This is a genomic window from Psychroflexus sp. MES1-P1E (assembly GCF_002836055.1).
Classification (GTDB): domain Bacteria; phylum Bacteroidota; class Bacteroidia; order Flavobacteriales; family Flavobacteriaceae; genus Psychroflexus.
Genome location: NZ_PJBS01000312.1, coordinates 1 through 23,568 on the forward strand (window position 1 = coordinate 1; position 23,568 = coordinate 23,568).

General features: G+C 34.4%; 18 protein-coding genes. 12 read left to right on the top strand and 6 right to left on the bottom strand.

The annotated features are described in order from the left end of the window. Nucleotides 1–246: 246 nt before the first annotated feature. The 3 genes from accD to tamL are packed head-to-tail and all read right to left on the bottom strand — an operon-like array spanning nucleotide 247 to nucleotide 4,797. Nucleotides 247–1,107, bottom strand: a complete 861-nt coding sequence (accD, locus tag CXF67_RS12050) for an acetyl-CoA carboxylase, carboxyltransferase subunit beta (protein WP_102088972.1) — start codon at nucleotides 1,105–1,107, stop codon at nucleotides 247–249. Between the two features lie 18 nt (nucleotides 1,108–1,125). Next, the gene (gene fbaA, locus CXF67_RS12055) at nucleotides 1,126–2,193 is read right to left on the bottom strand and encodes a class II fructose-bisphosphate aldolase (RefSeq protein ID WP_102088973.1); all 1,068 of its coding nucleotides are present in this window, start codon (nucleotides 2,191–2,193) and stop codon (nucleotides 1,126–1,128) included. A gap of 48 nt (nucleotides 2,194–2,241) precedes the next feature. Then, on the bottom strand, nucleotides 2,242–4,797 hold the full coding sequence (tamL, locus tag CXF67_RS12060) for a translocation and assembly module lipoprotein TamL (protein WP_102088974.1): 2,556 nt from the start codon (nucleotides 4,795–4,797) through the stop codon (nucleotides 2,242–2,244). Between the two features lie 31 nt (nucleotides 4,798–4,828). Between tamL and CXF67_RS12065 the strand changes: the two genes are divergently transcribed. Continuing rightward, nucleotides 4,829–5,557: a TrmH family RNA methyltransferase gene (locus CXF67_RS12065; RefSeq protein ID WP_102088975.1), complete on the top strand. Its 729-nt coding sequence runs from the start codon at nucleotides 4,829–4,831 to the stop codon at nucleotides 5,555–5,557. A 1-nt stretch (nucleotide 5,558) separates the two neighbouring features. On the opposite strand, the gene porT is transcribed toward CXF67_RS12065, so the two are convergent. Further along, nucleotides 5,559–6,251, bottom strand: coding sequence for a type IX secretion/gliding motility protein PorT/SprT (porT, locus tag CXF67_RS12070; protein ID WP_102089013.1), 693 nt, complete (start codon nucleotides 6,249–6,251; stop codon nucleotides 5,559–5,561). A 2-nt stretch (nucleotides 6,252–6,253) separates the two neighbouring features. Then, nucleotides 6,254–6,985, bottom strand: coding sequence for a bifunctional demethylmenaquinone methyltransferase/2-methoxy-6-polyprenyl-1,4-benzoquinol methylase UbiE (gene ubiE, locus CXF67_RS12075; RefSeq protein ID WP_102088976.1), 732 nt, complete (start codon nucleotides 6,983–6,985; stop codon nucleotides 6,254–6,256). A 103-nt stretch (nucleotides 6,986–7,088) separates the two neighbouring features. Between ubiE and trkA the strand changes: the two genes are divergently transcribed. Then, nucleotides 7,089–8,453, top strand: coding sequence for a Trk system potassium transporter TrkA (trkA, locus tag CXF67_RS12080; protein ID WP_102088977.1), 1,365 nt, complete (start codon nucleotides 7,089–7,091; stop codon nucleotides 8,451–8,453). 37 nt (nucleotides 8,454–8,490) lie between these two features. After that, nucleotides 8,491–9,951, top strand: coding sequence for a TrkH family potassium uptake protein (locus CXF67_RS12085; RefSeq protein ID WP_102088978.1), 1,461 nt, complete (start codon nucleotides 8,491–8,493; stop codon nucleotides 9,949–9,951). Nucleotides 9,952–10,008: 57 nt separating this feature from the next. Here CXF67_RS12085 and CXF67_RS12090 read toward each other — a convergent pair whose 3' ends face one another. After that, nucleotides 10,009–11,469, bottom strand: a complete 1,461-nt coding sequence (locus tag CXF67_RS12090; protein WP_102088979.1) for a nicotinate-nucleotide adenylyltransferase — start codon at nucleotides 11,467–11,469, stop codon at nucleotides 10,009–10,011. A gap of 93 nt (nucleotides 11,470–11,562) precedes the next feature. Between CXF67_RS12090 and CXF67_RS12095 the strand changes: the two genes are divergently transcribed. From CXF67_RS12095 to ilvB, 9 genes are all read left to right on the top strand, one after another. Next, nucleotides 11,563–12,339, top strand: coding sequence for an MBL fold metallo-hydrolase (locus CXF67_RS12095; RefSeq protein WP_102088980.1), 777 nt, complete (start codon nucleotides 11,563–11,565; stop codon nucleotides 12,337–12,339). Next, nucleotides 12,339–12,488 carry a hypothetical protein gene (locus CXF67_RS18280; RefSeq protein WP_157609229.1) on the top strand — a complete coding sequence of 50 codons (150 nt, stop codon included), beginning with the start codon at nucleotides 12,339–12,341 and terminating at the stop codon, nucleotides 12,486–12,488. Before CXF67_RS12095 ends, CXF67_RS18280 begins: the two co-directional genes overlap by 1 nt. 63 nt (nucleotides 12,489–12,551) lie before the next feature. Then, nucleotides 12,552–13,664, top strand: a complete 1,113-nt coding sequence (locus CXF67_RS12100; RefSeq protein WP_102088981.1) for a PQQ-dependent sugar dehydrogenase — start codon at nucleotides 12,552–12,554, stop codon at nucleotides 13,662–13,664. Nucleotides 13,665–13,666: 2 nt separating this feature from the next. After that, the gene (locus CXF67_RS12105) at nucleotides 13,667–14,116 is read left to right on the top strand and encodes a c-type cytochrome (RefSeq protein ID WP_102088982.1); all 450 of its coding nucleotides are present in this window, start codon (nucleotides 13,667–13,669) and stop codon (nucleotides 14,114–14,116) included. 617 nt (nucleotides 14,117–14,733) lie between these two features. After that, nucleotides 14,734–17,181 carry a bifunctional aspartate kinase/homoserine dehydrogenase I gene (gene thrA / locus CXF67_RS12110; RefSeq protein WP_102089014.1) on the top strand — a complete coding sequence of 816 codons (2,448 nt, stop codon included), beginning with the start codon at nucleotides 14,734–14,736 and terminating at the stop codon, nucleotides 17,179–17,181. A gap of 52 nt (nucleotides 17,182–17,233) precedes the next feature. Further along, nucleotides 17,234–18,163: a homoserine kinase gene (locus CXF67_RS12115; protein ID WP_102089015.1), complete on the top strand. Its 930-nt coding sequence runs from the start codon at nucleotides 17,234–17,236 to the stop codon at nucleotides 18,161–18,163. A gap of 22 nt (nucleotides 18,164–18,185) precedes the next feature. After that, nucleotides 18,186–19,487, top strand: a complete 1,302-nt coding sequence (thrC, locus tag CXF67_RS12120; RefSeq protein WP_102088983.1) for a threonine synthase — start codon at nucleotides 18,186–18,188, stop codon at nucleotides 19,485–19,487. Nucleotides 19,488–20,125: 638 nt separating this feature from the next. Beyond that, nucleotides 20,126–21,802: a dihydroxy-acid dehydratase gene (gene ilvD, locus CXF67_RS12125; RefSeq protein WP_102088984.1), complete on the top strand. Its 1,677-nt coding sequence runs from the start codon at nucleotides 20,126–20,128 to the stop codon at nucleotides 21,800–21,802. Nucleotides 21,803–21,834: 32 nt separating this feature from the next. Beyond that, a complete protein-coding gene (gene ilvB / locus CXF67_RS12130; RefSeq protein ID WP_102089016.1) occupies nucleotides 21,835–23,568 on the top strand; it encodes a biosynthetic-type acetolactate synthase large subunit in 1,734 nt (577 codons plus the stop codon).

The following is a 23,568-nucleotide window of genomic DNA, read 5'->3' on the forward strand; positions in this document are numbered from 1 at the left end:
TAAGTTAATTAATTTTATAAATAAAAAAAACTGTGCTAAGCTATGTCGACGTATAATTCAATTTATTTATACGACATTATAAATTTAATTTGGTGTTCCCAAAAAAAACTGAAATACACAATTTTAGTAAATTAAACTTAGCATAAAAAAATCGCTTTATCCGTAGATAATGCGATTTTATGACAATTACTAGCGTAAATGTTTCGGTATTTATAAATAAAAAAGGCGGCATCATTGCCGCCTTTTTTAAGCTCTTACCGGTTGATTCATGATCAGATCCAAGTATAAATTGATTTTATTTTTCAATTCTTTTCTGTGTGAAATGAAATCTAAAAACCCATGTTCTTTTAAAAATTCTGAAGATTGAAAACCTTTTGGAAGGTCTTTACCCGTAGTATCTTTTACAACTCTAGGTCCTGCAAAACCTATTAAGGCACCAGGTTCTGATATATTAATGTCTCCTAACATAGCAAAAGAAGCTGTAGTCCCCCCTGTAGTAGGATCTGTACAAAGTGAGATATATGGCAATTTTGCATTAGCAAGTTGTGTGAGTTTTATGGATGTTTTAGCCAATTGCATTAGAGATAAGGCGGCTTCCATCATTCTTGCTCCTCCAGATTTTGAAATGATAATTAAGGGACACTTATGGGCAATAGCATGATCTACTGCTCTAGCAATTTTCTCACCAACTACAGAGCCCATAGAGCCACCAATGAATTTAAAATCCATCGCGGCAATAACTACCTCTTTACCTTTAGATTTGCCAATACCTGTTCTGATGGCATCATTTAACTGAGTCTTATCTTGAACTTCTTTAAGTCTGTCTTTATATTTTTTTGTATCCTCAAATTTTAAGGGATCTTTCGACTTAAGTTTTTCATCTAGTTCTTCAAATTTTCCATTATCAAACAAAATGTCAAAATATTCTACGGAACCAATTCTAACGTGATAACCATCCTCCGGACTTACATAAAAGTTTTTTGCTAGTTGCTCTGAATCAATTATTTTACCTGTAGGAGATTTATACCAAAGACCCTTGGGGACATCTTTTTTGTCTTCGGTAGCGGTTTGTATTCCCTTTTTCTTTCTTTTAAACCAAGCTGCCATATTTTTTTTATATAACTATTATAACGTGTTGACGTTGTTTAAATCCTCGAAAGCTTTCGTTAATCTGGCTATTAATGTGTTTTCACCTTCTCTCAGCCACTTTCTAGGATCATAATATTTTTTGTTTGGAACGTCGCCCCCTTCAGGATTTCCAATTTGAGTAGAAACATACTCAGCATTGTCTTTCATGTAATCTCTTATGCCTTCTGCAAATGCATATTGAAGATCTGTATCAATGTTCATTTTGATTACCCCGTATCCAATGGCCTCTTTTATCTCTTCTACTGTAGAACCACTTCCTCCATGAAAGACGAAATCGATATGATTTTCTTCGACATTGTATTTTTTGGATACGTATTCTTGAGAATTTTTAAGAATCTTTGGGGTTAATTTTACATTACCTGGCTTGTAGACTCCATGTACATTTCCAAAAGCTGCAGCGATTGTAAATTGATCGGATACTTTGCTCAACTCTTCGTAGGCATAAGCAACTTCCTCAGGCTGTGTGTAAAGCTTAGAAGAATCTATATCTGTATTGTCTACGCCATCTTCTTCACCACCTGTTACTCCAAGTTCGATTTCTAAAGTCATTCCCATTTTCTTCATTCTCTCCAAGTAGGTCTTACAGATCTCTATGTTCTCTTCTATAGGCTCTTCCGACAAGTCAATCATATGAGAACTATAAAGCGGTTTACCGTGAACTTTAAAAAATTCTTCACCTTCATCTAGCAAACCGTCGATCCATGGCAATAATTTTTTAGCACAGTGGTCTGTATGTAAGATGACAGTTGCACCATAAGCTTCTGCTAAATCATGAACATGTTTTGCACCAGTAGCAGCTCCCTTGATTGCTGCAAGCTCGTTAACATTGCTCAAACCTTTTCCAGCATTAAACTGAGCACCTCCATTCGAAAATTGAAGAATAACAGGCGAGTTTAGTTTTGCAGCAGTTTCTAAAACGGCATTGATTGTGTTAGACCCTACAACATTTACAGCTGGTAAGGCATAATTGTTCTCTTTTGCGTGTTGGAAAATCTCTTGAACTTCTTTTCCAGTGGCAACGCCTGGTTTTATGTTATGACTCATAGTTTATGTTTTAAAAGTTAAACGGTAAATTTAAGAAATAATAATCTTTTAGAACGGATAATTGATCCCGAAGTTAAAAATAACGTTGCTAAAATTATAATCTTTAAACCATTTAGACCCTTCACTACCAGGATTATAGGTTTTAAAACCAAGATCCATCCGGATCACGAAAAAATCAATATCATATCTTAATCCAAAACCAGAAGCAATGGATAACTCACTAAGATCTTTTAACCCATCAAACCTAGCTGCTGGGTCTTCTACATTATCTAATACATTCCAGATATTACCTGCATCTATAAATAAAGCACTGTTTAGTGAACCAAAAAGATTAAACCTATATTCTGCATTAAAGGATAATTTAAAATTAGCCTCATTAAAATCATTCACAGCATTGGTGCTTCCTGGTCCAAGATCGTAAGGTCTCCATCCTCTGTTGTCATTGGGGCCACCTCCAAAAAAACTTCTTGGGAATGGAATCGAGTTTGCGTTTCCAAAAGGAATGGCAATACCTCCATAAGCTCTTGTTGCAATAACGCGTTGGTTGCCCAAATCCCAATGCTTTATGTAGTTAAGCTCTGTTTTGACATACTGAGAAAACTGAACGCCAAATAATCTATAATTTCCAGCCTCAGTTTGTTCTAAACCCAAGGGCTTGGCTAAAGCAGACAAGAGGTTTCCAGCCCATTCTAACTTAGCTCTAAATTGTGAAAAGTTTTCATCATAAATATTCTGTCTTGAACTGTAGTCGTACACAAAATCAGAAGCGATTATAAGGTTATTTTCTGTTAGGCGTTCTTTTCTTTCTATTAATGAATTCGCTATTTGTTGTTCATCAACATTTAGTCTGGTTGTTCCGTTATTAATAGAATTAATAAAGCCTTCAGCACCTTGAGGAATAATGAGGTTGAAATCACCTTCATTATTTCCGACTAGGAATTCTGGATTCACCTGCCCTATATTAGCTATTGCTATTTCATTTAACTCTGTGTAAGAATTTCTAAAGACGTTGAAAAAGTTATCTACATTTAAATTATTTACAAACTGAACATTCATTAAATTGAATTGATAAGACCTTCTTTCTTTAGGTTTCCAGCGATAGCCAAAAGTAGCATTCAAATTTCTTCGATCTAAACCTATGTTTTCTTGCGTACTAAACCCAACACTTGCCGAAGTAAATGGAGACATCCTTTTGTTTATGATGCTTTGAATCGAGAAAGGAAAGATAATTCTAGGAAAATTCAGTCTTAGATCTGCTCCATACTCTAGAATGTCCAAAAATTGATCCTCAGAATTTGATAAATCTCGGGAAGCACCAAAATTTCCTCTTCCTGAAAGCTCTAAAGTTTCTGCCCCTCTAAAAATATTTCTTGCTAAAATAGAAGTGTTAAAACCAATACCAAATTCTTGAATATTACTTTGGCTTACGTCCACACTAAAGTTGGTAGAAAATCTCTCCTTTGGAGTTAAGAGAACATTGGCTATTAGGTCTGTGCCGGTAGTATCTCTTGGGTCTTCTTGATAAAGAATATTTGGGTATTTGAAAATTCGAGTTTCAGAAATTCTATTGTTTGTTCTTGTCCTATCTACATCCCTATAAACACTATCTTTTTTAATAAAAATAAAGTCAGACAAGACTTGAGGTTTGATCTTTAGGCTTCCAAAACTAAAAATATTTAAACCTTTTAAGCGCAATGAATCTTCTATTTTGGTAGACGTTCCGTCATAATCTGAAAAGACATTGACTTCACTTATTTTATGAACCTTAAACGGAATGGATGCAACGGTATCCCTCACGTCAACGCTGCGGTTGGAAATGTTTAATTCGAGGTTTATTTTTTTGTCATTATTAATTGTATCAGCGTAGTAGGTAATAAACTCTTTCTCAAAATGATAGAGTCCATGATTTCTAAAATAGGTGCTGATTTGATCTCTGTCAATATTAAACTGAATGGTATTGTAAGGTTGACCTACTTTAACTTTTGAGTTTTTTTTGATAATTTGATATAAAGAATCTGCGGAAGGAGATTCAATATTTTCTGAAATCGAATCTATAAGGTATAAGAAGCCAGGATTAACAGTGTAATTGATTTCAACTGTCTGTCTAATAGAGTCAGTCTTTACCGAGTATTCAGCTTTTGCATTAAACCAACCTTTGTTCCAATACCAAGATTCTAATTTTTTAAGTGAGTTTTCAGTTTTGGTTTTATCAAAAATAATTGGAACTTCTCCTGTTTTTTTAATAGAATTATTGATATTAATCCAATATTTTTTCAATTGAATTACTTGGCGTTTTGATAAAAATGAAACTAACTTATCTGATCTTTTGTCTTTCTTATTTATCCAATTTATAAATCGCTTTTCAGGATTGCGTTGACCTAAATTATAAATATGAAGTTTAAGAGGAAAGCTAAGAAGTTTGGAATTGACTTGCTGAGATAACTGATTGTAAAGTTCTCTTTTTATGACTAGAGAATCTTTGCTGTAAATAGATTGCTCTGTAATTAAAAACTCATTATTCTTTAGCTTTCTAGTTGCATCACAAGAAAAAAACAGGACTACTATTAGAAGAATTAATGGTAGTTTTGTGAGTCTATAGTTCAAGTGTTTCCTGTTTTCAAAAATGTAATTCTAAATGCTTAGTAAAAATCAAATTAAACTCATAAAAAGTTTAAATAAAAAAAAGCACCGATTGGAAAACGGTCTTTTTGTAGCTGAAGGTGTAAAAGTAATCAAAGAATTTCTAATAAGTCCATTCAGGCTTAATGCATTATATTCAATAGCAGATATTTTTCATATTGAAGAAGGTGAAAGTCATATTATTTCAGAAAAAGATCTACAGCAAATTTCAAATCTTAAAACAGCTCAAACTGCATTGGCAGTCTTTGAGATTCCTAAATCTTCTGTTCCCGATGAAAAAGTGGAGCTGACTCTTGCCTTGGATAGCATAAGGGATCCTGGGAATTTAGGAACTATAATTAGAATGTGCGATTGGTTTGGAGTAAAGCAGTTGATTTGCTCTTTGGATACAGTAGATTGTTTTAACCCTAAAGTAGTTCAAGCTACCATGGGATCTCTAACAAGGGTAAAGGTTATTTTTACAGATCTAGAGTCTTACCTATTAAGCACGTCCAATTTTAAATATGGAGCTTTTATGGATGGAGAAAATATTTATGAAACTTCATTAAAAACTAAAAACGCCATTATAGTTTTAGGAAATGAAGCCAACGGTATTAGCTCGGAAATTAACTCCCAGCTGGATGCTAAGATATCTATACCAAGACATGGTGTTGTGAAAAGTGCGGAAAGTCTGAATGTAGCTATGGCAGGAGCCATCTTGCTTAGTGAATTCAAGCGTAGATAAGTTATTGAAACGTAAAGTTGATAAAAATCCCTCTGGTTTTTAAAGATTCAATATTAGCGGTCCATAGACTATTTGAATCTTCGTCTCTAACTAGCTCATCGCCCATCCCAAAAACACCTCTAATTGATGGGGTGAATTTGAAATAATCAAAATAAAAATCTATTCCAAAACCTACTTCATAATAATAATTTTGAGTTTTTAGACGGAATTGGCCAGCAGAGTTATCCTGTGGATTGTCTTCATTACTGGATAAATTATGAGATATAGAAGCGCCTCCAATAACAAAAGGTTTAAAGTTATTGATTCGCTTGGTCGAAAATTTTAAGAGCAAAGGGATGTGGATGTAAGAAGACTTCACCTCCCTAAATTTATCACCTTGGTCCTCGAAATTGGGAAAATTTAAATTTCTATTGGCAAATACAACACTTGGCTCTAGTCTTAAATCTACATAATCATTAAGCCTTAAGTTTCCGATTAACCCCACACTAAAACTAGGACTTTTTTCAACTGTTATCTCTTCTCCTTGGGTTTTATATTTAATTTGGAAATCGTACATGTTAAATCCAAGGAAATAGCCCCAGGACCATCTTTTTTTATCCAAATTTTCTTTATTAAGAACCTTTTCTTCACTGAAAAGTTGAGCATTTACATAGTTAAAACCCAATAAAAAAACCAGTAGAAAAATAAGCCTCATAATCATTTTTTTGTTGCGGAATAAATTGTAGAAACTCCAAATGTTTGTGGAAGGTTTTCTACATCTGTAAACCCAACTTTCCTTAAAATATTGTTGAACTTTTCTCCAAAAGGAAAAACAGAGGCACTTTCACTTAAATATTGATAGGCGCTTTTGTCTTTAGAAAAAAGTTTTCCAATGTTAGGTAATATGTAGTTAGAGTAAACTTTATAGCCTTGTTTAAAAAGAAATTTAGTGGGGACTGATGTTTCTAGGATGACAAAGAGGCCTCCAGGAGAAAGGACTCGATAAATTTCAGATAGGCCTTTATCTAAATTTTCAAAATTACGAACACCAAAAGCAACTGTAATAGCATCGAAAGTGTCATCTGGGTAGGGTAAATTTTCAGAATCAGCTTGAACCATTTCAATGCGTTTGTTCAACTTTTTTTTCTGAATTTTATCTTTCCCAACTTGAAGCATACCAGCAGAAATATCAAGTCCAATAATTTTTTCGGCATCAGAATCTGCCATAGCAATAGCTAAATCTCCAGTACCAGTGGCGACATCCAAAATGTATTTAGGATTGGTTTTTTTCACCATCTCTATTACTTTTTTTCTCCATTTAAGGTCTATACCGAAAGTAATAACACGGTTTAAACCGTCATAGTTTCCTGAAATATTATCAAACATCTGTTCGACTTGTTTTTTCTTTTCTACTTCAGAATCTTTGTAGGGCTTAACGTCCTTACTCATAGCCTATTGTTTTTGGCGAAGATACATCTTCTAAAGAATACCTTTGTCCAATATATAAGTAGTTAATGGTACTTTTTTAAAATTTTACCTTAATTTTGTACTTATGAAAATAATTATTGCTGGTGCTGGAGAAGTTGGTTTTCATCTTGCCAAACTTTTCTCTTATGAATCTCACGCTATTACTCTTTTAGATATTGATGAAGATAGATTAGAGTACGCCAATAAACATTTAGATATCAAAACGATTTTAGGCGATGCGACCCTTCCAAGTTCATTGAAAGAGGCAGATGTTGTTCATTCAGATATGGTTATTGCTGTTACTTCCAACCAGTCTATCAATATATCCGTTTGTGTTTTTGCTAAACAGATGGGAGCTGGTAGAACTGTCGCTAGAGTTTCTAACCAAGAGCTCTTGGAATCTCACCAATTGGGGAGTGAAAAAGTTATAGACATGAAAGCTTTAGGGATTGATGAAATGATATCCCCTGAATCTCTAGCAGCTAAGGAAGTGGAAATGCTATTAAACCAATCTGCCTTTACAGATACTTTTAAATTTGATGACGGTGCCCTTACTATGATTGGGCTTACCTTGAGGTCTAAAGCACCGTTTATAGGTAACACGGTACAAGAAGCCGCTGACATTTTCCCAGGTTTACACTTTGTACCGATAGCCTTACAGCGCTATGGAACTCAACTTACTATCATGCCCCGGGGAGACACTATTTTTAAAAGAGGAGATAGAGTTTATTTTATTACAGATTCTGAAGGAGTTGAAGAGTTGTATAAACTTACTGGAGCAGAAAAGCGATCTATAAAAAAAGTAATGATTTTGGGTGGTAGTAATATTGGTAAAACACTTGCCGAAAAACTTTGCAAGGAGAAATTTGCAGTCAAAATTATAGAGAAAGATCTCAAGAAGGCGACTCACCTAGCCAATGTTTTACCAGATGCTTTGATAATTAATGCTGATGGTAGAAATGTTGAAATTTTAAAAGAGGAAAACATCAGTAAAATGGATGCCTTCATTGCTGTGACTGAGGATTCTGAAACAAACATTATCACTTGCCTAGTGGCTAACTCTAAAGGCGTAAGAAAAACCATAGCTTTGGTTGAAAATGTAGATTATTTTCAATTGAGCCATTCCATTGGGATTCACTCATTGGTTAATAAAAAACTATTGGCCGCCAATAGTATATTTAGATATTTACGAAAAGGAGATGTTATTGCTATGACAAAACTCAATAATATGAATGCTGAATTACTTGAGTTTGTGGTAAAAGCAAATTCAAAAGTGACCAACAGTAAAATCATTGACATCAATTTCCCTCGAACAGCTGTCGTTGGTGGTGTAATAAGAGATGGCAAAGGAATAATTGCTCTTGGTGATTTTAAAATTAGAGAAGGAGACAGGATTGTTGTGTGTACACTTCCTAAGTCTATAAAAAGTGTAGAGAATTTATTCTGTTAATGTGTTGAATTTGAATTTTAAAATAGTTGCGCATATCATGGGCGTGCTCCTTGTTTTTAATGGGGGCTTTATGCTTATACCCGCTATTTATAGCTGGTTTTCTCAGGAGTCTGTAGCGTTTTCCATCGCGGTCTCAGCTATTATTTCAATATTTATTGGTCTTTTAGCGATGTTTTTTACTAAAAATCACGACAAAGATATTTCCCAGAGAGAAGGATATTTAATTGTGACTTTAGGTTGGCTCTTTATGGTGTTGAGTGGAATGCTGCCGTACGCTTTGTCTGGAGAAATAAAGGGAATTGAAAATATCTTTTTTGAAACAATGTCGGGATATACCACTACAGGAGCTTCAATTGTAAACGATATCGAGGCACTGCCAGAAGGTATTTTACTTTGGAGAAGCCTTACGCATTGGATAGGGGGTATGGGAATTATCGTTCTTGCTGTAGCCATATTACCTTTATTTGGAATTGGAGGGATGCAATTGTTTTCTGCAGAATCTCCAGGTCCTAGTGCTGATAAAGTCAAGCCTAAAATAGCAGATACAGCTAAACGTTTATGGCTCATTTATTTTGGATATACCATCTCAGAAACAATTCTACTCAAAGTTGCTGGTATGACTTGGTTCGATGCGTGCAATCATGCTCTTAGCACACTTTCTACTGGAGGATTTTCAACAAAAAATGCAAATTTAGCCTATTGGAATGACAATCCATCCATACAATACATCGTTATATTTTTTATGTTTTTGGCAGGTACCAATTTTGTAGTAAGCTATTATGCGTTTAAAGGTAAAATAACTAATGTTCTTCATAATGAAGAATTTAAATGGTATTTCTTATTTATTCTTGGGGCTACTGCATTTACCTCATTATCGATCTATTATGTTTCAGATCCAACTAGTGCGAGTATAGAATATCCTATGGTTTTTGGTGAAATTGAAAGTGCTATACGTCATGGCTTATTTCAAGTCCTCGCTATAATAACCACAACAGGATTCGTCTCTGCGGATTATACCTTATGGACACCTTTACTTACTGTTTTATTCTTTGGGTTGTTTTTTCTCGGAGGGTCTGCAGGGTCAACTTCAGGTGGAATAAAAGTCATAAGACATCTTATTATGATCAAAAATGGATTTCAAGAGTTTAGAAGGATACTTCACCCTAACGCTATCCTTCCAGTGAGATATAAAGGATCCTCTGTAGACCAAAAAATCGTCTATAATGTTTTGGGGTTTTTTATATTATATTCTCTTTCTTTCATCATAGGTGCTGCAGTTTTTGCAGGAACTGGACTAGATTTTGAAACTGCTTTAGGAGCCTCTGCATCCTCTCTAGGAAACGTTGGGCCAGCCTTTGGAGAACTTAGTCCTGTAGATAATTATGTTTCACTTTCTGTATTTGGTAAATTTTGGAGCTCCTTTTTAATGCTGTTGGGCAGGTTAGAATTGTTTACAGTATTGATTTTGTTTACATCATACTTTTGGAAAAACAGTTAAAATAAAAGCTGCTTAAGTTTTCCTTAGCAGCTTTCAATGTAAAATTTAAAAAAGATTTTAAAAGCCTACTTTTTCAGATGTTTTTTTATATTCTCTTTGAAATAGCTCTTGTTCCTCGATCATTTTAGCGGTTTTTTCAGGTAAAGCTTCCTGCCAACCATTTTCACCGTTTGAAATTTTTTGCAGAATATCTCGAGAAAATATACTTAAAATATTTTTATCATAATTTTCAATATCAACAACTCTTCCGTTATGCTTAAAGAATTTGTAAAGCTCTTTCATACGAGGGTGAACTTTTAAGTTGTCACTATCAGTTACTTTTTCTGTTTTTGGATCCTTATAAGGATATAAATAAACCCTTAAATCTTTAAAAAATAGTTTACCAAAAGCTTCAAGAATTCCTCCGCTTAAGTGTCTGTAATACTTTTCGTCAAAAACATCTATAAGATTATTGACACCCATAGCAAGGCCCATTCTTTCTTTGGTATAATTAGAAAAGTACTCTACAAGTTTATAGTATTCTTGAAAGTTTGAAATCATAACTGTATGACCTAGTGAGCAAAGTAGCTTCGCTCTATCCATAAAGTCTTCTTCGTTTATTTCTCCTTCAGATCTTAAGTTGGATAATGTAATTTCAAATACGGCTTGGATATTTTCTTTTTTAACTTTCTTTTCCTTTTCAAAAAGTTCCAAAGCGGTATCATAAATATCCATATTTACTTTAGTGACCGGCCTAAAGCTCCCTCTTAGGGCTAAGATATTTTTTTTATATAAAGCTTTAGCCGGCAAAATATTATTGCCATCTGGGGCAAACATAACGGCTTCTGTCATGCCGTTTTTTACCAATTGTAAACTCATTAACCTATTATCTACTTCTTTAAAAACAGGTCCAGAAAAGTTTATGGTATCAATTTCTATCTGATCTTTATGTAAATGGTCATAAAGTTCATTTAGGATTTGCTTAGGATTATTATGGGCATAGTAAGCTGCATATATAAGGTTCGTTCCTAAAGTTCCCAATGTGTTTTGCTGTAATCTGGCATCATTTTCCTTAAAACGAATATGTAAGGCTATTTTGTTATATTCAGATTTAGGCTTTAATTGGTATTTGATTCCAACCCATCCATGGCCTTTATAACGCTTTGCAAAATCTATAGTAGCGACTGTATTCCCATAGGTGAAAAATAATTTGTTTGGATGTTTACTTCTGTGAATCCTTTCTTCAATTAGATTGGTCTCGTGGTCCAGCATCTTCTGAAGTCTACTTTCTGTAACATAGCGTCTATTTTCTTCAATACCATAGATAGCATCACTAAAATCCTTGTCGTAGGCACTCATAGTCTTTGCTATGGTTCCAGAGGAGCCACCAGCACGAAAAAAATTCCTCACGGTCTCTTGGCCAGCACCAATTTCAGCAAAAGTTCCGTAAATATTTTCGTTGAGGTTTATTCTTAAGGACTTGTCTTTGATGGAAAGTGCACTTTCAAAGTCTTTGTCACCCATTATTGTAATAGACATAAGCTGAAATTTTATGAAGTCTTAAACAGTTTTTAAACTCACAACAAAAATAGGTAATACTCTTATCTTAAGAAAAAAAAACTATAGTTTTGTATGAAAAATAACGTTTTGAAGGTAACATTTTTAGGTACAGGGACTTCGCAGGGAGTTCCCATTATAGGCAGTGATCATCCAGTATGTTTAAGTAAAAACCCAAAAGACAAGCGCTTAAGGGTTTCAGTGCTTCTAGAGTGGGAAGACTTTTCCTATGTAATTGATTGTGGTCCAGACTTTAGGCAGCAAATGTTAGCCAATAATGTAAAAAAAATAGATGGTATTTTATTCACTCACGAACATAACGATCACGTTATTGGTCTTGATGATATTAGGCCATTTTATTTTAGGCAAGGTAATATTTCAATTTATTCTCATAAAAGAGTTTTAAAGAGTTTAAAACAAAGGTTTCAATATGTATTCGAAACTGAAAATAAATATCCTGGTGCACCAACTTTAGACACCACTATTATTGATGATTCACCTTTTTTAATAGGGAACAAAGAAGTTATTCCTATGAATGTTTACCATCCAGAACTTCAAGTTTATGGCTTTAGATTTGGTGATTTCGCTTATGTAACAGATGCCAAGATCATTCCAGATGAAGAATTAGAAAAGCTTAAAGGTGTGAAAACTCTAGTGTTGAATGCTTTAAGAAAAGAAGAACACAGATCCCATTTGAATTTGAAACAAGCTTTGGATGTGGTTGATTATTTAAAGCCTGAAAGAGCTTACTTTACTCATATAAGTCATCACATGGGATTTCATGATGACGTTCAAAATGAATTACCAGAAGGAGTTTTTCTGTCATACGATAACTTAAAAATTGAAGTGTAATGGCTAAAAATATCTATTTATATCTTTTTGTTTTATCTGCGCTAATGGCTGTTTTTTTATATATGAATGGCAAGCGGATAATCGATGATCAAGAAAAAACTATCAATGAGCTTCAAACGAAAATTGAAAACCTAGAAGCAAAACAATAAATCTTTCTTAATTAAGTCTGAAATAAAGATCTATTTTCGAAATTCAATTTAAACTTTTAGGTGATGAATATTAAAGCATTGACTCTTGGATTGTTAGGTATTAGCATTATTGCTTGTGCTCAAAGCGATAGTACAATTGATACTTTAGAAGAAGATTATTCTCATGAAGTCATTATCGCAGATATAGAAATACCATGGGGATTGGATTTTTTTGAAGATGGAAGCTTTTTAGCAACTTCAAAAGAGGGCCAAATTTATTATCACAAAAACGGAACGACCACTAAAGTTGCTGATGTGCCGAATGTATATAACAGAGGGCAAGGGGGATTATTAGACGTGAAAATTCATCCAGATTATCCACAAAAACCCTGGATATACTTTACACATGCATCTACTTTAGGTGATGAAGATGGAGGTCATACAGCACTTGTAAAAGCCGACTTTATCGATGGACAACTTTCTAATATGGAGACTCTCTACAAGGCATCGCCAAATACAACAAAAGGGGTTCATTTTGGTAGTCGATTGGAGTTTGATAATGACGGGTACTTATATATGTCTGTTGGAGAAAGAGGGGAGAGGGAATTAAACCCTCAAGACATCAGTAGAGATGGAGGTAAGATCTATAGATTTAACGATGATGGTTCTATTCCTGGAGATAATCCTTTTTATACTGATGAAAATGCAATTAAAGCTATTTATTCTTATGGTCACAGAAATCCTCAGGGCATGGAAATGCATCCAAAGTCTGGTAAAATCTGGGTTCATGAACACGGTCCAAGAGGAGGTGATGAGATCAATATTATTAAAAAAGGCGCGAATTACGGTTGGCCTGTCATCAGTTATGGAATCAATTATAACGGTACCGAGTTGACAGACCAAACTTCACAACCAGGCATGGAACAGCCATTTTATTATTGGGTACCTTCCATTGCTCCTAGTGGAATGACCTTTGTCACTTCAGATAAATATCCAAAATTGAAAGGCAATATACTAGCTGGTTCCCTTAAGTTTCAATACTTAGAACATTTGGTTATCAACGAAAATGGTGTTCAGAAAAGAGAAAAACTTTTAAATAATGTTGGGCGAGTGAGAAGTGTAAAACAAGGCACAGATGGTTTTATTTATGTTGGTATAGAAGGGGTTGGCATCGTTAAAATGCTTCCAAAATCTTAAGTATGAAATATGTGTTTGTATTATTTTACATCGTCTTTAATTCATACTATACCAGTCCTGAAGTTGAATCTGAAAATTCTTCAAACTATTTTCCTATTCTTCAGGAAAAAGATCTAAAACAAAGCATTAAAGATGGACAAGGGGTATATTTAGGCTTTTGTATGCGTTGCCATTTATCTAAAGGAGAGGGGGTTGAAGGTATATATCCGCCTTTAGCAAACTCAAATTGGCTTTCAGAAAAAAGAATAGAAAGCATTAAGTCTGTCAAATATGGACTTAAAGGGGAAATTGAAGTTAATGGAAAGACATACAATAACTATATGACCTCTATGGGGCTTACCGATAGAGAAGTTGCCGATGTGATGAATTATATAATGAATAACTTTGGTAATGAAGATAGAGATCTTGCTCAGGTCACTTTGAAAGAAGTTTCGAAGCTTAGTAAAGATTAGTTTACTCTTTATTAATTTTTTTAAACTTTTATTTGTTGATCAAGAATTTTAAGAATTTAGTCTCTATGTTTTAAAAGAGGTTTATAAAAGAAAAGAGACTTACCAAAGAATGATTGTTAATGAATGCAGATTTTGGGTCGTCTTAAAGCCTAAATTTCTTTATATCTCAAATTTTATAAACTCTTCTTTAGTCATCATTAGTGGATTTTTTTATTTTGACATAAATATCGCCTTCAAATTCTATTAAAACAAACCTATCCCAATACTGATTTAAACCTTTAATGTCCCAATAAATTGTTTTTCTTTCACTTGGTTTTTATCAAAACAATTTGAAGCTAGGGTGATTTTAACTTTAATCAATCAAAAAACCTATGCTGATCTACCTCGTGGTATAATCAAATTTATTCATTTAGCATAACAAACTTAATTTGGTGTTGTAGATATATTAATTTAAACTCATTTCTTTAATATATTTTCAGCAAAATGCTGCTTTTGTTTAGAATCATTTATTTTCATCGAAAAGAGCTATAAACTCTTTTTGATGAAAATAAATTAACCGTGATTTGTATATTATTTTAACTAAAAATTTGTTTTTCAGTAACGAAAAAATGACGGTCATGGATGTATTAAAATTTGGAGGATCTTCAGTATGTAACACAGAAAACATAACTAAGGTTATGGATATTCTAGAAAGTTATTCAAAAAAAGGAAAAGTGATCTGTGTAGTTTCAGCTATAGGCGGTGTTACAGATAAACTACTTAATTCTGGCTTACTAGCTTTAAATAAAAATGAAGACTATATTACTGAATTTGAAGCTATAAAAAATACTCATTTTAAAATTCTTTCAGAATTAATTCCATCTGGTAATGAAATGGCTCAAGATTATTTATCAAGTGAATTAAACTATTTGAAAAATTTGTTGGATGGGATTTTTCTTATCAATGAATTAACGCCTAAAACGTCCGATAAACTGGTGAGTTTTGGAGAATTAATGTCTTCATTTATTATTACAGAAGCCGTTAAGGCAAGAGGTATTGACGCTGTAAGAAAAAATAGTCAGGACCTTATTGTGACCAATTCTATGTTTACAAAAGCAGATGTTAATTACTTGGTAACCAACAAAAATATTCAAGACTATTTTCAAGAAAGCCATAGGCTTACAATTCTTCCAGGGTTTGTTTCAAAATCTAATATTGGAGAAATAACCACTCTTGGTCGAGGAGGATCAGATTTTACAGCCTCTATTATTGCTGCGGCTCTTAGAGTAAAACAACTAGAAATATGGACTGATGTTAGCGGCATGTATACCGCTAATCCTAAGCTCGTGAAACAAGCTTCTCCTATAGAAGTATTGTCTTATCAAGAAGCCATGGAGTTGTCTCATTTTGGGGCTAAGGTTTTATTTCCACCTACAATACAGCCAGCTTTGGACTCAGAAATACCAATTTTAATTAAAAATACGCTAAAGCCGAATGATAAAGGGACTTTAATCAAAACTCAAGGTAACCTAGGGCTTAGAGCTAATGTAGTGAGTGGAATATCCAGCGTAGATAATATTGCTTTGCTTACGCTCCAAGGCAACGGAATGATTGGCATTCCAGGCTTCTCTAAACGTTTGTTTGAAGTTTTAGCGCTTGAAAAAATCAATGTCATTTTTATTACTCAGGCTTCCTCAGAGCATTCTATTTGCTTCGGAATTTCAGAATATGATGCAATGCTTGCCGCCACTGCTGTAGATGAGGAATTTGAATATGAAATTTCAAAACGCAAAATCAGACCTGTAACTGTTGAAAAAGACTTGTCAATTGTCGCTGTGGTCGGGGATAATATGAAAAACCACCAAGGTATAAGCGGCAAAATGTTTAGTGCTTTGGGAAAGAATAATATTAATGTTAGAGCAATAGCTCAAGGAGCATCTGAAAAAAATATATCGGCAGTTATCTTTAAAAAAGACGTCAAGAAGGCCTTGAATTCTCTTCATGAAACTTTTTTTGAAGTTAAAACGAAACAGCTTAATGTCTTTATTGCTGGTGTAGGAAATGTTGGAGAACGATTGTTGTCTCAGATTCATCAACAGCGTAAATTTTTAAAAAAAGAATTGCATGTTAATTTGAGAGTTATAGGAATTTCGAATTCTAAAAAAATGGTTTTTGATGACGAAGGCATTCAATTAGAAAACTGGAAAAAATTGCTTTTATCTGGCGAACCAGCATCCCTTCATAGTTTTTTAGAGAAAACTACTTTATTGAATAAACGAAACAGCATCTTTATAGATATTACAGCAAGTGAATCTGTTTCCAACATGTATTCAGAGTATTTAAAACGAAGTATTTCCGTAGTTGCTTGTAATAAGATTGCTTGTTCTAGTGATTACAAAAATTATCAAAATCTTAAAGACCTTGCCAAAAAATACAATGCTTCATTTCTGTTTGAGACCAATGTCGGAGCTGGCTTACCTATAATTGATACGCTAAATAATTTAGTGGCTTCAGGAGACAAAATAACATCTATTGAAGCTGTTTTATCTGGAAGTTTAAACTTTGTTTTTAATAATTTCAACAGTTCAACAAAATTTCATGATGTCGTAAAGCAAGCCCAAGCAGAAGGATTTACAGAACCAGATCCTAGAATAGATTTAAGCGGTGTAGATGTCGCTCGAAAGATACTTATTCTTGCAAGGGAAAGCGGTTATGAAATGAATCTAGATGATATTGCTAACGACTCTTTTTTGACTCAAGCCAATCTAAACAGCGACAGTGTGGCCGATTTTTATAAGACACTTATCGAAGATGAAAAGCATTTTCAAGACCTATTCGATTCTGCACAAGCTAACGACTCCCAATTGAAATATGTTGCACAATTTAACCAAGGAAAAGCTAATGTCGCTTTAAAAGAGATTCCTCAAGGTCATCCTTTTTACAATTTAGAAGGAAAAGATAACATCGTTATGTTTTATTCTCAGCGATATCCAGAACAGCCTATCCTTGTAAAAGGTGCCGGTGCAGGAGCAGAGGTTACAGCCTCTGGACTCTTTGCAGATATCATAAGAGTAAGCAATAGATAAATTGAATTAAAAAAGAGTAAAACTCTTGATAACCTTATAAAATAGAGTGGTTTTGAATAAAGAAATACGCATATTTTCTCCAGGTACAGTTTCTAACGTATCCTGTGGGTTTGATGTTTTGGGGTTCTGCTTAGAGACTGTTGGTGACGAAATGGTCGTGAGAATATCTTCAGAAAAAGGCATCCAAATAACAAAGATTGAAGGTTTTGATTTGCCTTTTGAAGCACATAAAAATGTAGCTGGAGTTTCTGCGCAAGCGCTCATCGATGACTTAAAACCAGACTGTGGTTTTGAAATTGAAATCTATAAATTTATAAAACCAGGTAGCGGAATAGGAAGTAGTGCTGCAAGTGCTGCAGGTAGCGTGTTTGCTATTAATGAACTAATGGGAAGACCTTATACCAAAACAGAATTGACTCGTTTTGCAATGAAAGGTGAAGCCTTAGCAAGTCAAAGTGAACATGCTGATAATCTAGCCCCAGCCATTTTTGGTGGCTTTACATTGGTGAAAAGTCTTTGTCCTTTAGAAATTTTAAAGCTTCCAATCCCAGATGAGCTTTATGCTACCATTATACATCCTCAAATTGAGATTAAAACTGCTGAAGCCAGAGCTATTTTACCAAAATCTGTTCCATTGCACGATGCTATTGCACAGTGGTCAAACTTGGGGAGTTTAGTCCATGCCTTACATAATGGAGATTATGAACTCTTGCAGCGGTCTCTTCATGATAGCATTGTAGAGCCTTACCGCAGTAAGCTTATTCCTCGTTTTGAAGATATAAAATTTGCTGCTTTAGCTTCAGGAGCTCTTGGAATTGGTATTTCTGGTTCTGGACCTTCAATTTTTGCTTTATCCAAAGGAGAAAAAATAGCAAAAGCAGTTGAAGATGCTATGTGCAAAGTATATACCAAGACTACCGTTCAATTTGAAACCTATGTTTCCAAAATCAACTCAAAAGGCATTAAGATCATAGAGGCATAAGTCTATAAAAAATAATACTAAAATGAATTTTTATTCACTTAACAAACAAGCACCAGAGGTAAGTTTTAAAGAAGCGGTCATCAAAGGACTAGCATCAGATAAAGGCTTATATTTTCCAACCTCAATAAAACCATTACCAAATTCATTCTTCGAATCCATAGGTGATTTATCTTATGAGGAGATTGCTTTTGAAGCTATTCAGCAATTTGTTACACCAGAAATTTCAAAAGATGAATTAAAACGAATGATATTTGAAACTCTTAGTTTCGATTTTCCAGTGGTTACTTTAGATAAGAACATCTCTTCGCTGGAGTTATTTCATGGACCAACGATGGCTTTTAAAGATGTTGGAGCAAGATTTATGTCCAGATGCCTCCGGCTTTTCAATTCTGAAGAAAAAAATGATATAACGGTTTTGGTTGCTACCTCTGGAGATACTGGAGGAGCCGTCGCCAACGGTTTTATTGGAGTTGAAGGGGTTAAGGTGATTATACTTTACCCAATGGGGAAAGTGAGTAAAGTACAAGAAAAACAACTCACTACTTTGGGACAAAATATTACAGCTCTGGAAGTCGATGGTTTTTTTGATGATTGTCAGGATATGGTTAAGAAAGCTTTTTTAGATCGTCAAATTACAGATCATATTCAACTCACTTCGGCTAATTCTATTAACGTGGCGCGTTGGTTGCCTCAAATGTTTTACTTTTTCTTTGCCTATAAACAGCTTTATAAAAATCATAAAAAAATTGTTTTTTCTGTTCCTAGTGGTAATTTTGGAAATATTTGTGCTGGATTTATGGCTCAAAAATTAGGCTTACCTATTCATCATTTTATTGCCGCCAACAACAGTAATCAAGTTGTTACAGACTATTTAGAAACTGAAAATTATCAGCCAAAACCCACGGTACCAACCATCAGTAATGCTATGGATGTTGGTAATCCTAGTAATTTTATTAGAATTCAGGAAATATTCAAAAACGAATTTAGCAATCTCAAGGCCCACCTGTCTTCGAGTAGTTTTTCAGATGATTCTACTATAGATGGGATTAAAGAGCTTTATAACGATTATAATTATATAGCAGATCCGCATGGAGCTATTGGTTTTTTAGCTGCAAAAGAGTACCAACAAAAACATCCTGATACCCACTGTGTTTTTTTAGAGACCGCTCATCCTAGCAAATTTTTAGAGACTGTAGAAAAAGCTATTCAAACGAAAGTAGAGTTACCATCACAGATAAAAGCTGTGATTGACAAAGAGAAAAAGTCTACACAAATCTCTACTTATGATGAACTCAAATCAATTTTACTCAACAAAAGGAGTTGAGTTTTTAGCAGATTATATTTTCTTCTGAATTTACTATTGATGCTATTAATGATGAACTAGTCATGTTAATCGTTTAGTTCACTTTTCCCAGCAACTTGGATAGTCGACAGTGATGAAGCTATATAATATACAAATAATGTCAAATTAAATTTATAATGTCGAATGAATAAATTGAATTATACTACGACGTAGCTCAGCACAGGTCTTTTGATTGTTTGAAGTCAAAAAAATTAGCATAACTTTAGTTACGGTAATTATTTTTGATAAAAAGCAGACGAAAAAAGCCTGTGTCGAATTCGTTTTGGTAAAACGATTTATTGCGGTATTATAGGTTTAAATTGGTACAACATAGTGTTTATACTTAAATAATATTTAATGCCTGTAGAGGGCTTTTTCTTCTCCACTTCAAAAGCTATCAATTCATTCCAAAATCAAATTCTGGGATAAATGATCCGTCCCGTTTAAAATAAATTTAAAAATATAAAGAGTTGAGTATTCCAATATGTATTAATTAAACATATGAATATCAATGTTTTGTGTTTATTTTTTGGTGATTGAATTTAACAAATACTCTCATTTCAAAAGATTCATCATCCCTTTAAAATTTAGATTTGATTTTTGAAAATGAAACAGGTATAATGGAACTAAATAAGTATAGCAAAACTGTTACTCAAGATCCTACTCAACCAGCTGCTCAAGCTATGTTGCATGCTATCGGTCTAACTAAAGAAGATTTTTTTAAACCTATTATCGGTATTGCTAGTACAGGATACGAAGGGAATCCTTGTAATATGCATCTAAACGATCTCGCTAAACTCGCTAAACAAGGGACAGCAAATAAAGATATTATAGGTTTAATATTTAATACCATCGGGGTAAGTGATGGAATTTCTATGGGCACACCAGGAATGCGTTACTCTCTACCTTCTAGGGATATCATCGCAGACTCCATGGAAACTGTTGTTCAAGCTATGAGTTATGATGGTTTAATTACTGTCGTAGGTTGCGATAAAAACATGCCCGGTGCATTAATAGCGATGATTCGACTCAACAGACCTTGCATTATGATTTATGGAGGAACCATCGATTCTGGTTGTCATAATGGGAAAAAACTGGACGTGGTTTCCGCTTTTGAAGCCTGGGGAAGTAAAGTGGCTGGAACCATGCAAGAAGAAGAATACCAAAGCATTGTAGAAAAAGCGTGTCCAGGGGCTGGTGCTTGTGGAGGAATGTACACTGCTAATACGATGGCCTCTTCTATAGAAGCTTTAGGAATGACTTTACCTTATAATTCTTCCAATCCAGCGCTCAGTCCACAAAAAAAACAAGAGTCTATAAAAGCTGGTGAAGCGTTGAGAGTTTTATTGGAAAAAGACATCAAACCTTCAGATATAATTACAAGAAAATCTTTAGAAAACGCTATACGGTTAATTACAATTTTAGGAGGATCTACAAATGCTGTTTTACATTTTCTAGCGATCGCTAGAGCTGCTGAAATAGATTTCACTTTAACTGACTTTCAGACTATTAGTGATAATACTCCTTTTTTAGCAGACTTAAAACCTAGTGGTAAGTACCTTATGGAAGATTTACACGAGGTAGGAGGAATTCCGGCAGTTTTAAAATATTTACTTAAAAAAGGACTTATTTACGGGGATTGCCTAACCGTGACAGGAAAAACATTAGCAGAAAATTTACTTGATGTAGAGGATCTTAAAGAAGGTCAGGAGGTTATAAAACCAATAGAAAGTCCCATTAAAATTTCAGGACATCTAAGAATGCTTTTTGGAAATTTAGCTGAAGAGGGCAGTGTTGCTAAAATTACAGGGAAAGAAGGTTTAAAATTTCGAGGTAAGGCAAAGGTTTTTGAAGGCGAATACAAAGCCAATGATGGTATTAGAGATGGAAAAGTTCAAAAAGGAGATGTAGTGGTTATCCGTTATGAAGGCCCTAAAGGAGGTCCAGGTATGCCAGAGATGTTGAAACCTACCGCTGCAATTATGGGAGCAGGTCTAGGTAAAGATGTTGCTTTGATTACCGATGGAAGATTCTCTGGAGGAACTCATGGTTTTGTAGTTGGGCATATCACTCCAGAAGCTCAAGAAGGTGGTACGATTGCCCTTGTTGAAGAAGGGGATTATATCACTATTGATGCCGAGACAAACAGTATCAATTTAGAGGTGTCTGATGAAGAACTCATCAAAAGGAAAAAAAATTGGAAGGCACCAAATTTAAAATTTAAACGAGGTGTTCTTTATAAATATGCTAGAATGGTCAATTCTGCATCAAAAGGGTGTGTGACAGACGAATTTTAAAAATAGTTAAAGAAGAAAAAAAATTGCCACGAATGGAAGAAAGTTATACCCTTGAAAAAAAAGAAAAAGCAATCACTATAGAAAGGATTTCTGGTAGTGAGGCCATAATGAAATGTTTGATGGCAGAAGGAGTAGATACGTTATATGGTTATCCTGGCGGTGCTATAATGCCTGTTTACGATCAACTTTACAAATATCAAGATCGAATTCACCATGTCATGGCTCGCCATGAACAAGGAGCGACTCATGCGGCTCAAGGCTATTCCAGAATTTCTGGAAGAGTGGGAGTAGTCATAGCAACATCAGGTCCAGGAGCGACAAATTTAGTAACGGGTATTGCAGATGCTCAAATAGATTCTACTCCTTTGGTTTGCATTACGGGTCAAGTGTCTTCCCATTTATTAGGAAGTGATGCTTTTCAAGAAACAGATATTATAGGGATTTCTACACCTGTTACCAAATGGAATCACCAAATTACAAGAGCTGAGGATATTCCCAAAGTTCTTGCAAAAGCTTTTTTTATTGCTAGAAGTGGAAGACCAGGTCCTGTTTTAATCGATATCACCAAAGATGCTCAGTTTGAAGAGTTTGATTTTTCTTATCAAAAATGCATAGGCATACGAAGTTATAAGCCTGTTCCTGTTGTGAACAAAAAACAAATTGAAGCAGCGGTAGCATTAATAAATTCAGCAAGGCAGCCTCTTATTGTTTGGGGTCAAGGGGTTATTTTGAGTGAAGCTGAAGAAATTTTTAAAGCCCTAGTTGAAAAATCAGGTATTCCATCAGCTTGGACTATCCTAGGAGCTTCCGCCTTACCTACTTCTCATCCGTTGAATGTTGGTATGGTCGGTATGCATGGTAATTATGCTCCCAATATGCTCACAAACGAATGTGATGTACTTATTGCTATTGGTATGAGATTCGATGATAGAGTTACAGGAAATTTGGATTCTTATGCCAAACAGGCCAAAATCATTCATCTTGAAATTGAACCTGCTGAAATCGATAAAAACGTTATTGCGGATATTGCAATTCTTGGCGATGCTAAGGATAGTCTGACTCAGTTATTACCTTATTTGGAAGAAAAAACATACACCGATTGGCATCAGAAATTCAAAGATTTATATGCTATTGAATATGATAAAGTTATCAAGAATGATCTTCATCCTACAAAAGAAGGCCTTACTATGGGTGAAGTTATTCATCAGATAAATCTCCAGACAAAAGGTAATGCCGCTATTGTAAGTGATGTCGGTCAACATCAAATGATTGCTTGCCGATATTCAAACTTTAATATTACAAAAAGTAATATTACTTCTGGGGGATTAGGGACTATGGGTTTTGCTCTTCCAGCGGCTATTGGAGCTAAAATGGCTGCACCAGAACGCGATGTCATTGCAATTATTGGTGATGGAGGTTATCAAATGACTATTCAAGAATTAGGAACTGTGTTTCAACAAAGAATACCCCTAAAAATAGTGGTCTTAAACAATGAGTTTTTGGGTATGGTAAGGCAATGGCAACAGTTGTTTTTTGATAAACGATATGCCTCTACAGAAATGACAAATCCAGACTTCGTGGCCATTGCTAAAGGGTATTATATAGATGCTCAAAAAGTAACTAAGCGGTCAGAATTAAAATCGGCTGTTCAAGAAATGATGGCAAGTGTTGGTCCTTACTTCTTGGAAGTTTGTGTTGAAAAAGAAGGTAATGTATTTCCAATGATACCCTCAGGAGCGAGTGTTTCAGAAATAAGATTAGAATAA

Coding starts and splice junctions, on each gene's coding strand:
- accD (WP_102088972.1), bottom strand. CDS start 1,107: ATGGCAGCTTGGTTTAAAAGAAAGAAAAAGGGAATACAAACCGCTACC.
- fbaA (WP_102088973.1), bottom strand. CDS start 2,193: ATGAGTCATAACATAAAACCAGGCGTTGCCACTGGAAAAGAAGTTCAA.
- CXF67_RS12065 (WP_102088975.1), top strand. CDS start 4,829: ATGCTTAGTAAAAATCAAATTAAACTCATAAAAAGTTTAAATAAAAAA.
- porT (WP_102089013.1), bottom strand. CDS start 6,251: ATGAGGCTTATTTTTCTACTGGTTTTTTTATTGGGTTTTAACTATGTA.
- ubiE (WP_102088976.1), bottom strand. CDS start 6,985: ATGAGTAAGGACGTTAAGCCCTACAAAGATTCTGAAGTAGAAAAGAAA.
- trkA (WP_102088977.1), top strand. CDS start 7,089: ATGAAAATAATTATTGCTGGTGCTGGAGAAGTTGGTTTTCATCTTGCC.
- CXF67_RS12085 (WP_102088978.1), top strand. CDS start 8,491: ATGGGCGTGCTCCTTGTTTTTAATGGGGGCTTTATGCTTATACCCGCT.
- CXF67_RS12090 (WP_102088979.1), bottom strand. CDS start 11,469: ATGTCTATTACAATAATGGGTGACAAAGACTTTGAAAGTGCACTTTCC.
- CXF67_RS12095 (WP_102088980.1), top strand. CDS start 11,563: ATGAAAAATAACGTTTTGAAGGTAACATTTTTAGGTACAGGGACTTCG.
- CXF67_RS18280 (WP_157609229.1), top strand. CDS start 12,339: ATGGCTAAAAATATCTATTTATATCTTTTTGTTTTATCTGCGCTAATG.
- CXF67_RS12100 (WP_102088981.1), top strand. CDS start 12,552: ATGAATATTAAAGCATTGACTCTTGGATTGTTAGGTATTAGCATTATT.
- CXF67_RS12105 (WP_102088982.1), top strand. CDS start 13,667: ATGAAATATGTGTTTGTATTATTTTACATCGTCTTTAATTCATACTAT.
- thrA (WP_102089014.1), top strand. CDS start 14,734: ATGGATGTATTAAAATTTGGAGGATCTTCAGTATGTAACACAGAAAAC.
- thrC (WP_102088983.1), top strand. CDS start 18,186: ATGAATTTTTATTCACTTAACAAACAAGCACCAGAGGTAAGTTTTAAA.
- ilvD (WP_102088984.1), top strand. CDS start 20,126: ATGGAACTAAATAAGTATAGCAAAACTGTTACTCAAGATCCTACTCAA.
- ilvB (WP_102089016.1), top strand. CDS start 21,835: ATGGAAGAAAGTTATACCCTTGAAAAAAAAGAAAAAGCAATCACTATA.